12 protein-coding genes are annotated in these 21708 nt (G+C 46.4%); 8 read left to right on the top strand and 4 right to left on the bottom strand.

Annotation, left to right across the window (positions count from 1 at the left end):
• Positions 1-10: 10 nt before the first annotated feature.
• Positions 11-3136 (top strand): efflux RND transporter permease subunit, encoded by a 3126-nt coding sequence (locus G395_RS0106435; protein ID WP_026629298.1) that lies wholly within the window; start codon positions 11-13, stop codon positions 3134-3136.
• A gap of 198 nt (positions 3137-3334) precedes the next feature.
• Here G395_RS0106435 and G395_RS0106430 read toward each other — a convergent pair whose 3' ends face one another.
• Positions 3335-3658, bottom strand: a complete 324-nt coding sequence (locus tag G395_RS0106430; RefSeq protein WP_026629297.1) for a GIY-YIG nuclease family protein — start codon at positions 3656-3658, stop codon at positions 3335-3337.
• A gap of 110 nt (positions 3659-3768) precedes the next feature.
• Positions 3769-4011, bottom strand: a complete 243-nt coding sequence (locus G395_RS0106425; protein ID WP_035360692.1) for a hypothetical protein — start codon at positions 4009-4011, stop codon at positions 3769-3771.
• A gap of 680 nt (positions 4012-4691) precedes the next feature.
• On the opposite strand from G395_RS0106425, the gene G395_RS0106420 reads away from it, so the two are divergent.
• Both G395_RS0106420 and G395_RS0106415 read left to right on the top strand, forming a co-directional pair.
• A complete protein-coding gene (locus G395_RS0106420; RefSeq protein ID WP_157486595.1) occupies positions 4692-5168 on the top strand; it encodes a hypothetical protein in 477 nt (158 codons plus the stop codon).
• A gap of 322 nt (positions 5169-5490) precedes the next feature.
• A complete protein-coding gene (locus G395_RS0106415) occupies positions 5491-6240 on the top strand; it encodes a hypothetical protein (RefSeq protein ID WP_026629294.1) in 750 nt (249 codons plus the stop codon).
• A gap of 56 nt (positions 6241-6296) precedes the next feature.
• On the opposite strand, the gene G395_RS0106410 is transcribed toward G395_RS0106415, so the two are convergent.
• Positions 6297-8780 (bottom strand): glutaminase family protein, encoded by a 2484-nt coding sequence (locus G395_RS0106410; protein WP_374754376.1) that lies wholly within the window; start codon positions 8778-8780, stop codon positions 6297-6299.
• Between the two features lie 179 nt (positions 8781-8959).
• Positions 8960-11065 (bottom strand): protein-disulfide reductase DsbD family protein, encoded by a 2106-nt coding sequence (locus G395_RS0106405; RefSeq protein WP_026629292.1) that lies wholly within the window; start codon positions 11063-11065, stop codon positions 8960-8962.
• Positions 11066-11194: 129 nt separating this feature from the next.
• Here G395_RS0106405 and argB point away from each other — a divergent pair, with 129 nt between their 5' ends.
• The 5 genes from argB (at position 11195) to G395_RS0106380 (ending at position 21700) form a co-directional block, all read left to right on the top strand.
• The gene (argB, locus tag G395_RS0106400; RefSeq protein ID WP_026629291.1) at positions 11195-11980 is read left to right on the top strand and encodes an acetylglutamate kinase; all 786 of its coding nucleotides are present in this window, start codon (positions 11195-11197) and stop codon (positions 11978-11980) included.
• 126 nt (positions 11981-12106) lie between these two features.
• Positions 12107-13435, top strand: a complete 1329-nt coding sequence (locus tag G395_RS0106395; protein WP_026629290.1) for a cytochrome c — start codon at positions 12107-12109, stop codon at positions 13433-13435.
• Between the two features lie 42 nt (positions 13436-13477).
• The gene (locus G395_RS0106390; RefSeq protein WP_026629289.1) at positions 13478-16843 is read left to right on the top strand and encodes a VCBS repeat-containing protein; all 3366 of its coding nucleotides are present in this window, start codon (positions 13478-13480) and stop codon (positions 16841-16843) included.
• Complete coding sequence (locus tag G395_RS0106385; protein ID WP_026629288.1) at positions 16840-18150, top strand: vanadium-dependent haloperoxidase; 1311 nt, start codon at positions 16840-16842, stop codon at positions 18148-18150. Before G395_RS0106390 ends, G395_RS0106385 begins: the two co-directional genes overlap by 4 nt.
• A gap of 205 nt (positions 18151-18355) precedes the next feature.
• Positions 18356-21700 (top strand): SusC/RagA family TonB-linked outer membrane protein, encoded by a 3345-nt coding sequence (locus tag G395_RS0106380; protein ID WP_229204046.1) that lies wholly within the window; start codon positions 18356-18358, stop codon positions 21698-21700.
• Positions 21701-21708: the final 8 nt, after the last annotated feature.

Raw genomic sequence — 21708 nt, 5'->3', positions numbered from 1 at the left:
GAATCAAGAAATGTCAATCACCGAAGTAGCAGTAAAAAGACCGCTCTTCATCATAGTAGTATTCACGGTGTTGATACTATTTGGTGTGATCAGCTATAAACAATTATCTTACAACTTGTTGCCCAAATTCGAGGCAAATGTTGTAAGCGTTATGACGACTTACCGCGGAGCCGCTGCGGACGAAGTCGAAACCAATGTTACCAAACACATTGAAGATGCCGTTTCGGCAATCGAAGGTCTGGACCAGATCAATTCCACTTCTCAGGAAGGCGTTTCCTCTGTAATTATCCAATTGAAACAAGGCATCAGCGTCGATCTGGCACAACAGGAAGCGCAGCGCAAAGTAGAGCAGGTTATTTCCTTGCTTCCCGACGATGCCGACCGCCCAGTGATCAACAAATTTTCAACCGACGAAATCCCGGTTTTGAGAATGGGTGTAACGGCCAATATGTCGCCATCAGCACTTTACGATTTGATCGACGACAAACTGAAACCGCAGCTTTCAAACGTAAGCGGCGTAGGCCAGGTGACGATTATTGGTGGAACGGAGCGTCAGATTCAGGTCAATATCAGTCAGGATAAACTGAAAGCATATCGCTTGTCGATCGCGCAGGTTTCGGCTGCGATTAACAATGCAAACACTTCATACCCAGCTGGTCAGGTAAAAACGCAGGAAGATCAGCTTTCGATCCGTTTTGATGCGAAACTGACCACTGTTGAAAACCTCAGAAATGTGATCGTTGGCCGGAACAGCACTGGCGGGCAGGTCTTTTTGAAAGACATAGCCGAAGTGTACGACGGCACAGCCGATGCAACTGCGGTAAACCACATTAATGGAGCGCCCTCAGTTGCCTTGCAAATCCAAAAACAATCTGATGCCAATGCGGTGGATGTAAGTAAGCTGACCCGCGAGCGTTTGACGACTTTGGAAAAACAATATGCTTCGTCCGGTTTGAAATTCAACATTGCATCCGACCAATCTATCTACACATTGGCCTCTGCGGATGCCGTGGTTTTTGACCTTGGTCTGGCCGTTTTGATCGTGTCGATTGTGATGTTAATGTTCCTGCACAGCTTCCGGAGCTCCATGTTTATCTTGGTAGCATTGCCTTCGTCGATGATCCCGACCTTTATTTTGATGAGCCTATTAGGCTTTTCACTTAATTTGATGACATTAATGGCCCTTTCGCTGGTCGTTGGTATCCTGGTCGACGACTCGATTGTGGTTTTGGAAAACATCAACCGCCACATGGAAATGGGCAAAAGCAAATGGCAGGCAGCCTTGGACGGACGTGCAGAAATCGGTTTCACAGCCCTCGCGATCACATTAGTCGACGTTGTGGTATTCGTGCCGCTCGCATTGACCTCCGGTTTGATCGGTAACATTCTGAGAGAATTCTCGCTTGTGGTCGTATTCTCGACATTAATGAGCTTGTTCGTTTCCTTTACATTGACGCCGCTTTTGGCTTCGCGTTTTGGTAAAATAGAAATATTGGATAAAAATACGCTTTGGGGCCGCCTTAACCTTGGTTTTGAAAGGTTTTTGGATCGGATCAAGGACGAATATGGCCGCATGCTGACCTGGGCTCTGGGTCATAAAAGATATGTTTTCATTCTTGCCATGGTGTTGATCGTTGGCTCCATTGCTTTGGTTCCGGGCGGTTTCATCGGAGCAGCATTCATGCAGCAAAGTGATCGCGGCGAATTGAATGTCTCCATTGAGCTTGCGCCAACAGCATCGGTTTACCAAACCAATCAGGTTGCTCAGAAAGTCGAGAAGTTATTATTAGGCAGAAAAGAAGTGACCAAAGTGTTTACCAATGTTGGTTACAGCAGCACAGGTTTGGGAACGACTTCCAATAGCAACATTGCTGACTTAACCGTTCAATTGGTTGATAAAAAGGATCGTACATTATCCTCAGAAGATTTTGGTACACAAATTCAAAAAGAGATCCTGCGAATCCCGGGCGTGAAAGTTACGGTTGCACCTACTTCCATCACGGGTAACGCCAACCAGGCGCCGATCCAGGTGGCGGTAAAAGGAACCGATATGCCTACGATCCGTAAAGTTGCCGCGCAGGTAAAAGAAGTGGTCGCATCGATACCGGGGACCGCAAACGTGGATTACTCCGTCGATGACCCGAAACCGGAAGTCGGCGTGTCGTTGGACCGTGAGAGAATGTCGCAACTAGGCATCAACGCAGCCGAAGTAGGCGCAGCATTGCAAACCGCATTCCGCGGTGACGACCGTTCGAAATTCAAGGAAAATGGCAAGGAATACGACATTATGGTCACATTAGACCAGTTCAACCGTTCCAGCGCCGACGATATCCGTCACCTGAGTTTTGTAAACAGCGCAGGACAAGCATTTGAACTATCCCAATTCGCCACCATCAAAGAAGGAATGGGCGAAAGCGTCCTGCAACGGATTGACCGTCTGGGTTCTATCAGTATTAACTCTCAGGTAATCGGACGTCCATCCGGTTCTATCGGAGCCGACATTCAAGCCAAAATGGCCACCGTAAAACTCCCCGAAGGCGTTTTCATCGAATACCGCGGTGACCTTAAAAACCAGGCCGACGCATTCGGCAGTCTCGGCTTGGCACTCGTACTCGGCATCGTGCTCATTTACCTGATCATGGTCGCCCTTTACGAAAGTACAATCTACCCATTCGTGGTCTTGTTCTCGATCCCGGTAGCATTGGTAGGCGCATTGACCGCCCTGGCATTAACCATGGAAAGCCTAACCATCTTCTCCATCGTTGGTATGATCATGCTCCTAGGTCTGGTAGCCAAAAACGCCATTCTGATCGTCGATTTCACCAACCAGTTGAAAGAAGAAGGTCACGCCTTAAAAGACGCATTAATAGAAGCCGGCAAAGAACGCCTCCGCCCGATCCTGATGACCACCATCGCCATGATCGCCGGTATGCTCCCCATCGCCCTAGCCTCCGGCGACGGCGCCGAAGTAAAAAACGGCATGGCCTGGGTAATCATCGGAGGTCTGACCAGCTCATTGCTGCTAACCATATTCCTGGTTCCCAGTGTTTATTATGTTGTAGATAAGGTAAAGGAAAGGTTCGCGAATCGGAAGGCTAAGAAGCAGAGGAGGGAGGAGTTGGTTTTGGAGGGGTAGGGTAGTTAGTGCAGCCTACCAGCAAGCTTACCATCCCTGTCACCCTGAGCGGACCGGGCCGCCAGGTGGCCGAAGGGAGGAACACAACGTCCCTTCCCCTGTCACCCTGAGCGGAGCCGAAGGGCGCTACTACTTGGCAGTAACGCCCTTCGACTCCGCTCAGGGTGACAGACTAGTAACATCCTTTCATCCAGAGCCTTACTTTACATCAGTGTCCTTGTTTCTCGAATGCGTATTATTAGAGCATTCCGCCAAGGGCCTCAATCCATCCCAATCACCATTTATAATAGCCTCTTTCTTCTTCCTACTCCAACCCTTCACCTGCTTTTCAAAAGCAATTGCATCATTTACATATCCAAACTCCCGAAAAAACACCAGCTCAACCGGCCGCCTCGTGAACGTATAACAAGTCACATTACGGCCATCAACATGCTCCGCAAATCGCCGTTCCAGGCAATTCGTAACCCCGGTGTAATAACTCTCATCAGAGCATTTCAAAATGTAGACATAGTAAATTCTCATATTCCCAGCGTGTTTAGATTTACATCTTAGACGCTGGTTTTAATTTAAAGTCACAAAAAAAGGCCAAAAGCAAAATGCTTTGGCCATTTCAAATGAAAACACATTATTTACTAAGCCGCCTTCATCGCCTCGATCCTCTGACAAAAAAGCAGCAAATCTCGAAAAGTATAGAAGATGTTGAGTTTGCGGGGATTGAAACCGGTTTCTTGATCAAAACTTTGAAAACCGCTATAAATTTCCCAAAGATGCTCCGCCATCTCGGCGGGGGTGTTGAGCTGAAAAAGTTCTTCAACTTGCTGAGCATAAGCCAGCGACAATGAGTCTTTCGACTCATTAGAGTGTGTTTTGTTCATTTTGCTTAACATTATAGGATTGAAAATGGGGTGCCCTGTTTTAGGTGTCCTAATGTTGCTAAGCAGACATCCGGGGGCTTTCGCCAACCCGCACCATTACAGGGCATTTCTTCTAAATTCTTCATAAAACTTAACATTATAGGAATGCGAATATTCAGATTTTGCGAGGACAAATGCAAATTACGGATTGAGGGAGGGTGCGCGCTTCTGTATTGACATATAATTTTATTCATAACTTTTGCGAGCTGCATTCGCTGAAAAGTACTATTTTTTATTTAACGGAAGAGGTTTGCCGAAACCTAATTAGAAACATCCTTTTACTCAAATTTAGCACGTTAATTGGCATTGAAGCGGTTGTTTTGTAGTCAGTAACAAAAAACAATGTTTAACTACAAAAAGCTGAAAAATGAAATTAGTACAAAAAATGTCTGTTGGCCTTGGTTTAGGATGTTTAGTTCTGTTGAGCAGTTGCTCTAAGGAAGATGCCCAGGCGCCTGAGCCAAAAGTAGAGACCACGAGTGCCGACACGACGTCCAACATGAAGACAAACGGACCATGCGTGGATCTGTGGCACAAAGGGTTATCCGGGCATTAACAAACTACCAAATTTTTGGGAACCGCGCTGGCTCGAAACGGGTGACCCTGTCAAATATCCGTCGGGCACATCAACCTTCGACAGATTGTGGGGGAACAATGCATTGGAATGGAAAGGGCCCTTTCCCGCGCTTCCAAAAGTTCCCTGGAATTCGATTGTGACCGTTACCACTTCCACGACAAACAAATTAAAAACAAGCAAATTATCAAAAGTGGGAACAACGATACGTTTCCTGAAACCGGGAGCTTTTTACAACCTCACATTCTATGTAGCTTCCGCGCGTCCGGAAAAAGATCCGTCCGGTAAAAACCCATCGTTTATACACAAATGCAACATCGCAATCAAAAGCCCGAACACCGGTCAAGCCTGGCAGGCCAAGTATTTTGATGTAGATATGATGGGAATCGCACCTCATCAATGGATCAAAAAAACCGTTTTCTTCAAAGCAACGAACGAAGAAATGCGATTTGATTTCAGCGCAACATCCATCAACGAAGGAATGACGGCATACGCGCACCTCTTCATCGGTCAGGACGCGATAATTGAGAAAAAAATGTATTGAGTTTGCGTATTAAGTTAGTGATAAGGCCGCCTCAGGAAACTGGGCGGCCTTGCTTTTATACGACTATTGTAAATTTTGCGAAATTTAACAGCATCAGGATTAGTTAACATTTATCGGATTTTATCCACATTTAAGCTAGTTCGAATGATCAAAATAGTAATAGTTGCTGTCCAAAAATCACAAATCTCATGACCAGATCTATAGTTTACCGGCGAATAACCCGAACTGCCCACACATTCATTTGAAGCGAATAAGTCTTAATGTAACGGCTTGTTTTGTAGCCAATAACAAAAACAAATGTTTAACAACAACCAAAGTAAAAATGAATCTTGTACAAAAATTACCAGTTGGCTTGGGCCTGGCCTTTTTAATGATGATGAGCAGTTGCTCCAAGGAAGATGCGCTAACTCCAGAGCCTGTGAAAAGTGATAGGACGGATGCGAGTATGCGGGGAATTCCACCTATTTTAACAGCTGTACCAAATATTCCAGTTACTTACGGCGCAACGGGTTCTAATGTTCATGCAATTGGATGGGAAAGAAGCAGTGCAACTTCTAACGACGCTATCGGCTTACCTACTGGGACGTCAAGCTTAACACATCTTTTTGGGGACGGTGGCCTGCAATGGGTAACTCCATTAACAACAATACCGAATGCGCCGTACGAAAATTCCGTTCTCACGATAAGTACAAAGGCGAAATTTGACCCCTTTAAACTAGCCGCGTCTAAAAATCAACGCTCAGCTGTTGAAGCAAAAATCAAAAATTTAATTCCAGGCAAAAAGTACCAGATTACTTATCATCTAGCAAGTACAATTTGTTCTGTAAATCAAAATGGCCTTCAGCAAGCTTACACAGACGTCATTCAGGCAGACTGGATAGATGCAGATGGAACGTCAATCGCAGCTACGGTAGGCTTGGATGATAACTCAAATTGGATCTCGCAAACTGTTACATTTACAGCAACAAGTACAGAAAGAATCTTAAGGTTTACTGCATATAATACTGGTGATGATGTGTATAGCTACGCACACATTGCAATAGGTCAAAATTCGGTGAAGGCAGTTCATTAACATTTAAGTATAAAACGCAAAGGGGCGCTCGAATACTTCGTGCGGCCCTTCGTTTATCACTTCCACTTCTCTCCCAAAACCTTCATCCAATAACCCCCAACAACAGACCGCGCTCTAAAACCAACCGACTTCCCATCCACCGTCTCATACCAGTCTGAAAGTGGAATACGATCGGGGGTTTCCATTGCATATTTATAAACCGGCTTTACCAGCGCTTCGAAATCTTGCTGGTTGGTGGCTAATGTGGCGGTCCAGATGATCCAGTCGGATTTGGTGTAGGTTTTGCGGCTGTCAAGAGGGAGGCCGAAGGGCTTTTGTTTGGTGATGTAATATTTGATTTCTTTTTCGGCGACTGTTTTTGGGAATACATTGAGGTTCAGGAGGTCATCCCAGACGAGGTTATATTTTTGGCTCCACGAGTTTTTGTTGTCGAAGGTTAATGCATAATGATCGCCGCTGTCAGCTAGTTGCATCCATTTTTGGGCAAATTCTTTTACTAAGGCATTCACTTCGGTGGCTTCTTTGGTGTCGCCTAATTGCTCGGCCATTTTTGCGTAAGAGGCTAAGCCCATAATGGCCTTGATCGACAAGTTGGCATTGCGGGCGAGGTGGCCGGCAAAGTCGTCGGTGCAGAGTTGATTGGCAGGGTCAAAGCCTTCTTTTTTGAGATAATTGGCCCAGGTTGTGAGGACTTTCCAATGTTTTTTGGCGAAATCAATGTTGTTTTCGGCTTTGCAAATAGCGTAAGTCAGCGTTAACATGTTGCCGGATTCTTCTACGGGCATGTCTTCGCCGTAAGTCTGGCCGTTTGCAAGTGGGTAAGTGCCCACGTCATGCGCCGCGAACGGTTTGGTCCATTTGCCGCTTTCGGAATAATAGAAAATGGGTTCCATCATGCCTTTCAGCAATGTTGGATTATAAAGCAGGAACAATGGCGCGGATGGATAAGTGATATCAACCGTTCCGATGGATCCATTGCTGAAATTCTCTTTGGATAAAAACAACGGCGCGCCCGAAGGATCCGCGACCAGTTTATGTGCGGAAATCGCTTGGCGGTAAGCCAGCACGCAAAGATCGGCATATTGCTTTCCGCCTGCTTTCAGTGCATCCTGATAAATCATTTCGTCCGTTGCCTCACATTCTTTCATGATTTTGACAAAATCTGTTTCCGCGTTTTGCAGCTCATTTTCGATGGTTTTATTCCCTTCTTTGTTCCACCATGGCCGGAGATTTTGTCCAAAATACTGGACAGAATATTCATCGTCGTAACCGATAATAGCGTGTACGGATTGACTTTGCGAACCAATTTTACTATCAAAAGCAAGCACGTAAGCCATCGATCTCGTATCTGCATTCGACGCCTCCCACTGGTTTGCCGTGACAAAGCCGCTCTTTGCAAACATTTTAATCACTTCTTCTGAGGGACCGAAACCGGAGCTTTTAACAAATCGGTGCGGCGCAGATAAAAAGGCGCGGCCCCAGTCAATCCGGACGTCATCACCTTTGCGGCCAAGCAATTTGGGTTCCGTATTCGCGAGAGACAACATTAAGAATCCATCCGGGGCTCCCCGCTTTCCTGCAACCTGCTGACTTGCATCATTTACCGCCCATAGTCCCGAAACCGCATTCAGAATTTCCACTTCATGCGTTTTGCCGTCAGTAGACACAACATCATAAACCACATAATTGACAGGCCGGGAAATGAGGTTCAGGTCTTTCAGGATCAAGGGAGCTACAAAACGGGCTTTTAACTGAATCGGCCCAGCCACGAAATCATAAATCGTTTGGGTTGCCGTCATATTAAAACCGGTTTGCTTGGCAAGCTGTATCACATCTGCACCTTTTGGAGCGATTTCATCAGCCAGTCCAATGTCGATATAGCCGGGGCCGGCGCCGTTTTTGCAATAGGCAGCCAGGATGTTTTTTCCTTTTTTGAGGGACTTTCTTGCTGAGGCACTGATCGATTTGAACTCATAATCGCCTGTATAGCATGGGGCGCAGTCAAACGCGGGGACGCCGTTGATGAAAACCTGGACATCGTCATCGTGGAAAATGTTCAGGGCTGGTTTTTCGAAATCAGCGGCGGTTAATGTGAATTCGCGGCGATACCAGATCTCCTGCGGGAACTCGGTGCCGCCTCGCAGCATGGCATCGTTACGATCTTTCGTCCCGAATGGCGCAGGGCCTTGTTTCCAGGTGCTGATGTTATAACCTTCTTTATACCACCAGATTGGGTCTGGTTTTATGGTTGTAAACTTAGCTGTATAGGGTGCTTGTTTGGCTGTTGGCAATATCGTTTTCATCTCCGGCGTGGGTGCGCCCATGAAGCGGTAAGTCTTGCCGTCCACCCGGATCAGCCCGTCCATCGGATGCGGCTTACCCGTCCAATGCTTTGTTACAGAGCCATTCAGCTCATTCCCAAACGACCAAACGCTCGTATAAGGGTCAATGGTGATCAAGGGAACCGCAGGCGGCCGGAAGGATTGGGCGAAAAGGGGAAATGGCAAAAGGAATAATAACAAGAAGGAGCAATACTTCATCATAAAGCAATAAGGTTTCAGGAAAGGATAAAATTAAATTTAGAAGCGGAATAACGTGGTCAATGCAGGCAAATTCTTTCCGTCAACTTAAGTTGACGGGTATGGGGTATGGGGGTATGGGGTATGGTTTGGGAATGCAAATGGATTTTCCGTTGGTTTTAACCAACGGAAACATGGTCCTATTTCCCAAACGCCGCCTTCCCGCTGTCCAAAAATGCTGCAAAATTCGCAGCATTCAAATCGTAATTCTTTGGCTTAACAAGCAGATTTCCTTCGTGATCGACCAAACAGTAATGTGGCTGGGCGTTGTTGTTGTATTTTACGATTTGAAGGTCGGCGTTTTGGGCGCCGATGGTTTTTTTGACTTTGTTGTCGTACTTGGAAGTGTACCAGGCGGACTCGGGCAATTCTGTTTTGTCATCCACGTAAAGTGCTACGATTACGTAATCGTCTCTAAGTCGTTGCTGTACAGCTGGATCTACCCATACTCTCGCTTCCATTTCCCGGCAGTTTACGCAGCCATGGCCGGTGAAGTCGATGAAAACGGGTTTGTTGACTTTCTTGGCGTAGGCTAAGGCGTCTTTATAATCGAAGAAGCCTTCGAGTTCGTGCGGTAAGTGGAAAAGATCGGCGTATTTGCGGGTTTCACCAGGGGCAATGGTCGAGGCGACGCCTGCTGTTCTTTTGTTTAAATCAAAATCCAATGTCGATTGCGGCGGCAGGTAACCGGCCAATGCTTTCAGTGGCGCGCCCCACATGCCGGGGATCATGTATACGACGAATGTGAAGGTGATAATGGATAAAAGCAATCTGGGTACACTGACTTTTTCAAGCGGGGAATCGTGCGGAGTTCTGATTTTGCCTAATAAATAGAAACCAAGCAGACCAAAAATGACGATCCAGAATGCGAGATAGATCTCCCGATCTAACAAACGCCAGTGGTAAACCTGATCGGCGATGCTTAAAAATTTCAATGCTAATGCCAGTTCCAGGAAGCCCAAAATGACTTTTACAGTGTTCAGCCAGCCGCCGGATTTGGGCAACGATTTGAGCCATTGGGGGAAAAGGGCGAATAATGTAAACGGAATTGCAAATGCAGCGGAAAAAGACGCCATACCAATGATCGGTTTTACGACTTCGCCTCCCGCAGAAGCCACCAGCAAACTACCAACAATAGGACCGGTGCAGGAAAACGAAACCAGCACCAATGTAAATGCCATAAAGAAAACGCCCGCATAGCCGCCCTGATCGGCTTTCTGATCCATTTTATTTACAAAACCACTTGGCAAAACGATCTCGAAAAGCCCTAAAAATGATAATCCGAAAACGAAGAAAATGGCGAAAAACAACAGGTTAGGAATCCAGTGCGTGCTCAGGAAATTGGCAAATGCCGGACCATTCAAGCGCGAAACGACGGTTCCTATTAATGTATATATCAAAACGATGGAAATGCCGTACAAGAGTGCCTTAAACTTCCCTTTTTCCTGATTGGTGAAATAACTCACCGTCATCGGGATGATCGGAAATACGCAAGGAGTAAGCAATGCGACTAATCCGGATAAAAATGCGGCTAATGCGAAGCCCCAAAGCGAAGTGTCTTTTTCGGGATCTTCTGCGGTTAATGCTTGCTCCACAGCGGTGTTGGCTTCCGGCGCTTCGGCAGAGGTTACAGTGGGATTAGAAGCTGTTTCTGAGGCCGAATCAACATTTTCAGTGGCTGCTATGGCCTCGCTCGTGGAAGCAGCTGTCCCCGTTTCCGGTGCTGCGGCCCCAACGGTCGGCTGTGGGTCGCTCGTTGCGGCGCCTGCTACGACTTTCAGGCCTTTGAATTCAAAATCATCATTGCCCGGAATACAAAGTCCTGTAACGTGGCTGCAAGTCTGATATTCAGATGCCCCTTTGATGACAGGGTTATCTGCGAGTACTTTTATAGTTTGTTTAAAAACACCTTTTCCTTCAAAATAGCGAACTTTTCCGCCCCAGACTTCCTCAAATTTCTCCTTGGGATTCTGCGGTTTCAGCTTGCCAACAACCTCAAATGTATTGTTCTTTTCAAAATTAAAAGTCGTCAGCATCGGACCCAGATCAGGATCGAAATCACTGGAATAAATGTACCAGTCTTTGTCCACAACAGCCGTGAAAACCAGATCGACAGTCTCGCCCTTTTTAACCTCTGGCTTTGAAAATGAATAAGTCCAATGTGCTTTTGCCTTTTGAAGCTGGGAAAAAACGGATTGCGAAAAAAAGAGGCAAAGAACAAGGGAGATGAGAAGGCGGCGTTTCATAATGTTTTAATTCTGCTTTGCTTAGTCAACGTAATTTTGGCAAAAAAATTCATCAATTAAAATTACACTTCCAACGCTGTACGTTTCTGCTAACTTTGCGGCTCAAACACAGCATAAAAACCCACTACAATGTCCCAGACCCTTTATGTCGTAAAAATCGGCGGTAACGTAATCGACAACCCCGAAGCCTGCGCACGTTTCCTGAAAGACTTCGCCAAACTCGATGCTCCTAAAATCCTCGTCCACGGTGGCGGAAAAGTTGCGACGCAGATGGCGGCCAAATTGCAGATTGAAACGCAGATGGTGGAAGGTCGCAGGATTACGGATAAAGCCATGCTGGACGTTGTAACAATGGTTTACGGGGGATTGGTCAATAAAAATCTTGTTGCACAACTGCAAGCATTGAGCTGCAATGCCATCGGCCTCACCGGCGCTGACGGCGGCATCATACGTTCGGTTAAAAGGCCGGTTAAAAGTATTGATTACGGCTTCGTTGGAGACATTGAAGCGGTTAATGCCAAGCAAGTGAATGCATTACTGGCCAGCGGCCTCTTTCCTGTCATCGCCCCGCTCACTTACAGCTCGGAAGGACTGCTGCTCAACACCAACGCCGATACCATGGCTTCCGCAACAGCCATTGCTATGGCCGGAATCTTCGAGGTAAACCTCATTTTCTGCTTCGAGAAAAAAGGCGTTTTATCTGACCCTGATGATGATAATGCAGTCATTTCTTCCCTCAACCCAGCCTCCTATGCCGATTATAAATCAACAGGCGTCATCAACAAAGGCATGATCCCAAAGCTGGACAGCGCATTTGAAGCATTAAATGACGGCGTAAAGCAAGTCACAATCTGCCACGCAGATGATTTGTTGGCAGCAACGAAGTCGGCAGCCGGGACTGTGATCTCGCTATAAATCTTGTAAGATTAGGAATTCAATTTCTGGATGTACAAAATCGGAAATGCAATCGCCCCATTTCTTAAATTATTTTAAAATCAATTTACTATTATTAAATTGCATGAGATAAACCCACTCATTACCATGCCGTTCCGAAAAGGCCTTTTGTTTGTGCTTTTATTGTTGTGTGATTTGTGTGCAGGCCAGGTTCCGGAGTTTTATAAGGATGTCCAGCCCATCATTCATGCCAATTGTGTGCCTTGCCACCGGACGGGCGAGGCGGCGCCGTTTGCTCTCATCACTTTTGAAGATGTTACCAAGCGTTCCAAGTTTATCAAACAGGTCGTAAGCTCGCGCTATATGCCGCCCTGGAAAGCGGATAACCATTATAATTCCTTTGCCAACGACCGCACACTGAGCGATCAGGATATCAAGACAATTGTAGGCTGGATCGATGGCGGCACGCCGAAGGGAAAGCAGAACCTGAAAGCCGAGCAGGAGTTGCAGGCGCGGGTGAATGCAGGGACGGCTTATAAGCGTAAGCCCGACCTCGCTTTGAAAATGAAGGAGCCATTTATGGTAAAGGGCGATGCGGCAGAGCGTTTTGTCATGTTCAAAATTCCTTTTGAGCTTGGACAAGAGGCCAATGTCGAGGCCATTGAATTTACCTCCAATAACAAAAAACTCATTCACCACGCCAATTTCGCGATCCACCCGGTAAGCGATCCTGCCATTGATCTGAACAACACAGTCGATTTTGTGGATCTGAGCGGGCCCTCAGGTGACAAATATTATGAGTGGGTCAAATACAAAAAGGAAATGACTTACTATGGTGGCTGGATTCCCGGAACAACCGTTGAAACCTATCCCGAAGATATGGGTTGGATCATGCCAAAACGCGGCGTCGTGCTGGTAACTGTACATTTCGGACTGTCTTCTGTGGATGCCGAAAGCATCGATGGGGTGAATATTTTCTTCAAGAAAACGCCCATTAAGCGGAAGGTGAAAGTGATCAGCCTGGGTTCCGGCGGGATCGGGGAGAAGGACATTAGTCCGCCGTTCATGATTTTCGCAGATGAGGTCAAAAGTTTCCGTTTGCGGATTGCCAATAACCAGCCGGATGTTTCGTTGCTCTACGCCTGGCCGCATATGCATTATCTGGGTAAGGAGTTCAAAGCCTATGCGACCACGGCTGCGGGCGACACGGTGAAGTTGGTGCATGTGCCTGCGTGGGACTTTCGCTGGCAGGAAATTTACAAATATAAAAAGCCATTATTGTTACCAAAAGGAGCCGTTGTGCACGTAGAAGGCACTTATGACAACACTGCGGCCAATCCTGCCAACCCGCATAGTCCTCCTGAACTGGTAATGTCCACGGGAAATATGCGAAGCGACCAGGAAATGATGACCTTGATTTTAATGTATGTGGAGCGCGAGGCTGGAGATGAAAATCTGGTTTTTAAATGGAATTAGGAGTGTTCATGAGTTAGCATATATCCGGTAACAGCATTACGAATGGGTAAACTTTACTTTCGTCTCATTTCCTTGTTTACCATTCTCGGCATCTCCTGGCCGGGCCAGACACAAAGCCTCTTCACACTTTTGTCACCCAAAGACACAAAAGTCAATTTTATCAACAAGATCGAGGAGAATGATTCGCTGCACATTTTCCGCTATGAATATCTCTACAATGGCAACGGCATAGGAGTCGGAGATTTCAACAATGACGGCGCTCCCGACCTGTTTATTTCAGGCAATACAGTTCCTAATAAGTTGTATATCAATAGATCCGCCTCCGGGAAAATTACATTTGAAGACATTTCCAAAAAAGCAAAAATAGAAGGCAACGGAGTCTGGTCTACGGGCGTGAGCGTCGCGGATGTAAATGGCGATGGGCTGCTGGATATTTACGTTTGCCATTCCGGCTTCTTCCGCAAACTTTCCGACCGTAATAATGAGCTTTTTATCAATCAGGGCATCAAAAACGGCGTTCCGGTTTTCAGGGAAATGGCGGTTGAGGCTGGTTTGAATGCCATTGGTTCGCAATCGACGCAAGCTGCTTTTTTTGATTATGATAAGGATGGCGACCTGGATATGTTCCTGCTCAACCACTCCAATCACACGGTTAACCCGTTCCTGAACACGCGCCAGATGCGCGCAACGCCGAATCCTTATTACGGAAACAGGCTTTTTGAGAACATTAGTGAGCCAGGAAAGCTGAAATTCAAAGACGTTACAAAAAACGCAGGCATTATTAACAATGCATTGAATTTCGGTCTGAGCGTGATTGTGGCCGACATAAACCAGGACGGCTGGCCGGACCTTTACACGACGAGCGATTACACGGAAGTGGATTGCTATTATGTCAACAACAAAAACGGAACATTCACGGAATCACTGAAAAAATCATTTACCCACCTCTCCAAATTTTCCATGGGTGCAGATGTGAGCGATTTTAACAATGATGGAAAACCCGATGTGCTCACATTGGACATGCTTCCGGAAGACAATCATCGCCAGAAGCTGCTCAAAGGTCCCGATGTTTACGACCAATACCATTTGCTGCTCGACAGCGGTTATTACCACCAGAATATGCGTAATATGCTGCATTTAAACCGGGGCGCGGATGCAGAAGGCAATGTCAGATTTAGCGAAATAGGGCAAATGGCGGGCGTCTCCAACACAGATTGGAGCTGGGCAGGGTTAATGGCCGACCTGGATAATGATGGCTGGAAGGATCTGCTTATTACCAATGGCTATCTCCGCGATTTCACGAATATGGATTTCCTGAAATACACCGTCGCAGACGAGCAAATGAAGGAAGTAGGGAAGGGGAATTTGAATTTCAAGACATACAGTTTGGTCCAAAAGATGCCTTCCAACAAGCTGAAAAATTATCTTTTTCGCAACACAACGGACGGTTCCAATCAATTCGCCTTTGAAGATGTATCGAAAAAATGGGGTTTTAATGAGGATGCGGTTTCCAATGCAGCGGCTTATGTGGATTTTGATGGTGACGGCGACCTGGACATCGTGATCTCCAATGTGAACGAGCCCGTTTCGATCTATCAGAATAATAGTGATCAAAAAGGGCTGACGATCAAGCTTTCCGGGGCTGGGCAGAATACACGGGCTCTGGGAAGCAAGGTTTGGGTTTATGCCAGCGGGATTACGCAATATGCCGAGCTTTACCCGGTGCGGGGTTATCAGGCAACCATGACTTCGGATTTGCATTTTGGTTTGGGTAAAGTTTCAAAGATCGATTCCCTGAAAGTGGTTTGGCCTACCGGAAAAATAACAATGCTGAGGGATCTGCCCGCCAAAGTCCTGAACCTTAAAGAATCGGATGCAAATGCAGCACCGAAAGATCAGGAAAAGACTATTTTGAAGACAACATTGCAAAAAGTTAGTGCTCTAAGCATTGGTATTGACTTTATTCACAATGAAAATGAATTCGTGGATTTCAAAGTGGAGGTGCTTCTGCCTTATCAATTGTCAAAATTTGGTCCTGCGCTTGCGCAAGCGGATGTGAACGGCGACGGTCTGGAAGACCTTTTCTTTGGCGGTGCTTCCAATCAGTTTGGCGTGTTGTATCTGCAAAAGGCGGATGGGAAGTTCGAAGGAGCAGCGGCCCAGCCCTGGCGGCAGAATGCAGCTTGTGAGGAAGTGAATGCATTGTTTTTTGATGTAGATAAAGATTCGGATCTGGATTTATATGTCGTAAGCGGCGGCAATGAGTTCGAAGACCAGTCGCCGGAATATCGGGACCATTTGTATATCAATGATGGAAAGGGCAATTTCCACGAAGAAGTCCTGGCATTGCCGTCGATGAAAAATCCCAAGCAATGTGCTGCTCATTCAGACATTGACGGTGACGGTGATATGGACATTTTTGTGGGCGGACGCGCCATTCCGGGCTCGTTTCCAATGTCGGCAAGAAGTTATGTTTTAAGAAATGACAGTCAGGGAAGCAATGTAAAGTTTACAGATGTCACTGCCGATTGGTCCAAAGACCTGCTAAATCCGGGGATGGTTACCGCGGCAGTTTTCAGTGATTTTGACAATGATAAAAAGCCGGATCTGATGCTGGCAGGCGATTGGATGCCGATTAAAGTATATAAAAACACAGGAAATACATTTACCGAAAAATCCCCGTCGGAGCTGCAAAACAGCGACGGTATGTGGGCCGCTATAACGCCCGTTGACCTTGATAATGACGGCGATATGGATTTCGTACTAGGCAACGGCGGACTCAACAATCAATACAAAGCGTCCGCTGAGCAGCCTGTGACGATTTATTATGATGATTTTGACAAAAATGGCGTCGTAGATCCCGTGTGCACTTATTTTATCGGTGACAAAAGTTACCCCATGTTTTCCCGCGACGAAATGCTGGATCAAATGCCGGCTTTGAAACGAAAATACACCAGCTATGCACTCTATGCGGATGCAACATTAACGGATATATTCGGCGCAGAGGCCATTGAGAAAAGCAGCAAAGTCCACTGCAAACAATTGTCCAGCATTATCCTGGAAAACAAAGGCAACTTTCAATTCCAAAAACACGAACTGCCGCAGGAAGCACAGATCTCGCGGGTAAGCACAATCATTCCGATGGATATTAACAGCGACAAAAAGACTGATTTGCTGTTAGCAGGCAACTTTTCGCCCTATCGTGTCCAGCTGGGTCCTTGCGATGCGTCAGTAGGAGTGGCATTGCGACAAGTTGCGCCGTTTCAGTACGAAACCATCAACCCTGCGCAATCCGGTTTCTGGGCGAGCGGAGAAATCCGGAATGGAAGCGCACTTAAAAATGGGCGTATAGTGTTATCCGTTAACAATGGTGAGCCTGTGATCTTTGAACAAACCATTGAGAAATGAGGGGAAGATTCACTTTGCATTTGCTGCTGATATTGCTATTTGCGAATTACAGGGTTAGCATTGCTGCCGTTGCGGGGCCCACACCCAGGCTTTTGCACCGGGCTGAAAAAAACCTAACGCGCGTGATTGTGTATGATATATTTTCGCCTCCGGCCGCCAGCAGGATTTATTTGTATGCCAATGTTGCTGCTTATGAAACGCTGGTTATGCAGGATAAAAGTTATCGGACCATGCAGGGGCAAATCCCCGGATTTCCTGACATGAAGGGGCTAAAAAGTGAAAAGAAAGTCAATTATGAGCTTGCCGCCGTTTATGCGTTTTTTAAAACCGGCGGCAAACTGGTGTTTTCGGAGCATTTGCTAACCGACAGTATCCGTACAATTCTGAATGACTTCCGGGAAAAAGATACATTGGTCTACAACAATTCCCTGCGACTAGGACAGGCCGTGGCGGATAGCATATTAACCTGGTCTGCGAAAGACAATTATACGAAAACCAGGGCAAAGCGCCGGTACGCTTACAGTAAGCAAAAAGGAAAATGGACGCCAACACCGCCCGGGTTCATTGATGCTGTGGAGCCTTACTGGTCTCAGATACGGCCGGTTAGCCTGGATTCGGCCGGGCAATTCAAGCCTGTTCCGCCTCCGGGATACAGCACAGATACGACCAGCGTTTTTATGAAAGAGGTGCGGGAGGTTTACCATGTTACCCAAAAGTTAAACAAGGAACAGGTACTGATTGCCAGCTTTTGGGACTGTAATCCATTCTATCTCAACACACAGGGCCACCTTAATTTTGCAACCAAAAAGCTCTCACCCGGCGGGCATTGGATATCCATTGCAGGACAGGCTACGGAAAGTAAAGGCAAAAATTGGCAGGAAACAGCCGCCATTTATGTCCTGACTTCCATGGCGTTATTCGACGGGTTTATCAGTTGCTGGGATGAAAAATACAGAAGCCAGTTTATCCGGCCCGAAACTGTCATTAATGCTTATATAGACGAAAAATGGCGTCCTATGCTCCAAACACCGCCTTTTCCGGAATATACCAGCGGACATAGCGTCATTTCTGCCGCTGCAGCAGTCGTATTAACCGACCTTCTGGGAGAAGATTTTTCATTTGACGATCATACAGAAACTGACTATGGGCTGCCGGTCCGCACTTTCAGGTCTTTCAACGCTGCAGCAGCCGAGGCGGGGATCAGCCGATTGTATGGCGGGATACATTACCGGTCTTCCATCATCAATGGCCAGCAGCAGGGAGAGCTGGTAGGCCGTCATTTACTGTCGAAAATAAAGGTCAAATAGTCAATCGGCCAAACACTCTACTTACTTTGTATGCTTATTATTAATATTTTTTAATAAATGTTATGTTTTTGTTAATATTTATATTTATTTTGATCCATCAATACTTATGCTGTTAACGAATAGGCTATTCAACTTTGAAAATCTTTTTAGGGCAGGGCATACGTATGGGAATTAAGCCACCTTTATTTAACCACTAAAGTTTACTATGAGACAAAAGTTTACGACTTTAACCCGTCTGGTAACCTTGCTTCTCCTGCTTATAGGGAGCACATGGAGCATGGCCCAGGACAGAAAAACCGTTAATGGAACGGTGCTGGACAAGGATCAAAATCCGTTGCCTGGTGCTTCCTACCTAGTGAAAGGAACGAATACCGGAGGCGCAACAGATGCGAACGGAAAATTTACAGTCAGTGTGCCTTCAAGTTCATCCGTACTTGTAATTTCATCAATCGGCTTTGTAAGCAAGGAAGTTCCGGTTGGCAATGCAAGCCAACTGACAATAAACCTTGAAGAAGACAACAAAACGCTGGACGAATTTGTGGTTACAGGTTTCGGTATGTCTACGGAAGCGAGAAAGCTTGCTTACTCCGTGCAATCTGTGCAAGGAAACGACATTACCAGGACGGCTAATGCGAACATGGTAAACGCCCTTCAGGGCAAAGTGGCAGGGGTGATGATCAACCAGGGAACAGGTGGTCCAATGTCCTCTTCGCGTATCCGTATCCGTGGTAATGCTTCTTTAAGCCCTAATACACAGCCACTTTTCGTTGTGGACGGTGTGCTTATCCGCCCTGGAACGTCAGGAGCTGACTCTTGGGGAGCTAATCAGGATTTTGGTAACATTATGAAAAACATCAACCCGGACAACATTGAGTCTATGACAGTGTTGAAAGGTTCTGCTGCCAGTTCGCTTTATGGTTCTGAGGCTTTGAATGGTGTTGTTGTTGTGCAAACCAAAAAAGGTCGTCAGGACAAAGGTTTGGGTGTTACTTACAACCATACTTCTACATTTGAAAACGCATATCGTTTCCTTGACCTGCAAAATGAATATGGTGCAGGTTTAAGCCCAACATTTGCAACCGGCGCTGACGGAGTTCCCGAAGTGGACCGTGCCAACTTCCCATTCTCTTACGGTCCGAAATTCGAAGGACAGCAAGTGCGTGACCTGGACGGCCGTATGGTGGAATGGAAAGCCAATGATCCTTTGAGCTTCTTCCAGACTGGAAAATATATCAACCATAACCTGGCTATCGAAGGTGGTAACGAACGCAGTTCTTTCCGTGCATCGTTCTCAACTTTGAAAAACACGTCAATCATGGCTGCGGGAACGGAATTGAAGAGAAACAACTTCAACATCCGCGGAACACAGAAAATCGGAAAAGTGCTTAATCTGGACGTAAGTGCGGATTATACGGATAATGACATGGTCAACCCGATCCGTCAGGGAGGTAACTACAACCCGGTTTTCCGTTTTGTATACAACCGTCCGCGTAACATGGACATTGATTACTGGTCGAAAAATTATCTGGATCCTATCGCCGGCGGCCGCCGCAGAGGTTCTTCTGCTGACCCTTACAACATCACTGAATTCATGTTCCAGACATTTGAATACAGACAATTCCGTAATGAAAAGGTATTCAGAGGAAATGTCGATCTGACTGGTAACATTACAGACTGGTTAAGCTTCCTGGTTCGTGGTAACGTTCAGAACGAATTGTACACAGGTAACAACCAGAACAGGGGAGATAATGTAAACTTCTCGGGCGGTGAATACCGTGAGTATTCTGAGAACAAAACCCAGACCCGTTTTCAAGGATTGGTTACGGCAACACGCCAGATTGGTGACAACTTCAATTTCAGCCTTTCGGTGGGTGGAGAAACAAACCGTCTGATCGGTGGACGTAAGTTTGACATGAGAACAGATGGCGGTCTTCGCGTTCCTGATGTTTATTCTTTGTCAAACAGCATTAATCTTCTTAAAACAGAAAGCATTGCGCTTACGCCTTCGAAGAGAATCGACGCCCTTTATGCGTATGGTGACCTGACATTCAAAGACGCGTTAACATTGAGCGCCAGCTATCGTACAGACTGGTCTTCAACATTGACCTATGCGAACGGAAGCGGTGACTACATTTATTCTTATCCTTCTGTAGGACTTTCCTGGATCGCAACAGAATCGCTGAAAAATCTTCCTACATGGCTGTCATTTGGTAAAGTAAGAGCCAGCTTGGGTTACACGGGTGGTGACACAGAAGCGTGGTCTACGAACCAGACAGGTGTTTATGAGCCAAAACCTGCTTATTTACAAGCAGATGGAAGCCAGATCAACCTGGCAGGTTTCAGAGATCCCAACACACTTCCTAACTATGGCTTGAAAAACCGTTTGGCAAGAGAAGTTGAATTCGGTGCTGACATTCGTTTCTTCAACAACCGTTTGGGAATCGATGCAACTTACTATAACAAAATTACGAAGAACGAAATTCTTAGCTTGAACACCACAACTGAGTCTGGTGTAAGCAGCCGTATCGTTAATGCTGGTAGAATTCAGAACAAAGGGGTTGAGATTTTGCTTACGGCTACGCCCATCAAAAAGGCTGATTTCGAATGGAATACAAGCATTAACTTCTCCCGTAACCGTAACAAGGTTTTGGAATTGGTTCAGGGAACAGACACTTACGAGTTGAACCTTGGTTTTGGTGCTGACATTAAGTCGGTTGCAAGAGTTGGAAAAGACTACGGAACGATCATAACTCCTTACGGTTTCGCGATATACGAATCGAATGATGCGAATAATCCTGCAAATGGTCAGAAAGTGATCGGAGCCATTTCCGGAGAAGGTGGAATCGGTTATGTGCGCAATGGTTCATACGGGTCAAAAGCAGACAAGGAACTGGGAAGCGTAATGGAGAAATTCCTTGCGAGCAATGTGAACTCGATCCGTTACAAAAACTTCACAGCAACGGTTCAGGCCGACGCGAAGATCGGTGGTTTGATGTCATCTGCAACGCACCAGTATGGTTCTTCTTTGGGATCGTTTGCGTTCACACTTCCAGGTCGTAATACTGAACTGGGCGGCGTAACGTTTACAGATGCGGAAGGAAATGTGAGAAATGATGGTATCATTCCGGAAGGCGTTCTGGCCAACGGATTCCAGGTTGTGGTAGACGGCGCTCCGAAAGATTTGGGAGGAATGGCATATGCTGATGCAGTTGCGGCTGGTTATGTGAAGCCAATTCCTGCTTACGCTTACTACATGAACCTTACGCAATGGTCATCGGGTATCCGTGAATATTCTACGTTCGAAAACTCATGGGTTTCGCTTCGTGAAGTTTCGGTTGGATACAACGTTCCTGCTTCATTGTTAGGAAAAGCTAAGATTCAGTCATTGCGCGTAAGTCTGGTTGGCCGTAACCTGGGCTATCTGTATCGCACAGCGAAAGACGGTATCAACCCAGAAGGTTTATACAGCAACAAAGCGGGTGAATTTATGGAATATGGTGGTCTTCCTTTCTCACGTAACCTAGGCGTTTCGGTGAGTGTAGGATTGTGATCCTGAGT

It is taken from the genome of Dyadobacter alkalitolerans DSM 23607, assembly GCF_000428845.1.
GTDB classification, from domain to species: domain Bacteria; phylum Bacteroidota; class Bacteroidia; order Cytophagales; family Spirosomataceae; genus Dyadobacter; species Dyadobacter alkalitolerans.
The sequence above is the reverse complement of the archived record's forward strand: the minus strand, read 5'-3'. Positions and strand labels throughout refer to the sequence as shown.